Consider the following 800-nt stretch of genomic DNA (forward strand, 5'->3'; position numbering starts at 1 on the left):
GTGCGAATTATACTATTATTGACTCCAAAGATTATGCTTTAGAAGGAATCAGTGAAAAATATCGCGGCCGGCTGTCACACTTAGTTACACATTGTGTGACTCAACGAATTGATGCGCATGTTGAGAAACTTAACTGTCATCCATTAGATATTCGTCGTTACTATCGTCAATTTGATTATTAAAATAACTTTATCTTGTTTCTATCTAAAAGAGTGAGCTACTAAAGGCTTGCTCTTTTTTGTTTTGTAATCATTCTTTTACATCTGTCATAAATAAATATAGAATTTTGCTCACATTTAAGACTGCAGACAAACTGATTTATAGGTATCCTTGTATTAACCTGTTCAGTTTTTTTACCAAATTACTTGAAAAATTTTGGCCTATTTGGGGATGAAGAAAAAGCATATACTATGTTTAACCCTTAAAGAGAATATAAAGGAGGGTTTGAAATGAAAAATAAACGCATACAAGAAATGATGAATACCCTTTCGAAGTCGGGAAATATTAAGGATTTGACTTATTGGGCAGACCTCTACCGTGTTTCAAAACGAACCATTCAAAATGATTTGTTAGAAATATCAAAACTGCTTGAAAATGAGAACAAAATTAAGTTATCCAAGAGTAATGATCAAGGTTATTTTATTGAAGGGTCAGATGAAAACATTAAGCGTTTTAAGCAAGAGTATCAAAGAAAGCAGCTTTTGAATTTATCTCAGACATACACTCGGCATATTAATATAATGAAAAAAATAGTGATTGATAACGAAAAGATTACTTATCAACAACTTTCTGACGAGTTT

Annotated in this window: 1 protein-coding gene and 1 pseudogene; both read left to right on the forward strand. The window is 31.4% G+C overall.

Features of this window, described 5'->3' with window-relative positions:
• A pseudogene (locus RT405_RS08720) lies at positions 1 to 182 on the forward strand (SIS domain-containing protein); the annotation flags it as partial.
• Between the two features lie 267 nt (positions 183 to 449).
• The coding region (locus RT405_RS08725) for a hypothetical protein (RefSeq protein ID WP_313469132.1) at positions 450 to 800 on the forward strand (351 nt) is incomplete at its 3' end.

This window comes from Carnobacterium sp. (assembly GCF_032094055.1).
Taxonomy (GTDB): domain Bacteria; phylum Bacillota; class Bacilli; order Lactobacillales; family Carnobacteriaceae; genus Carnobacterium_A.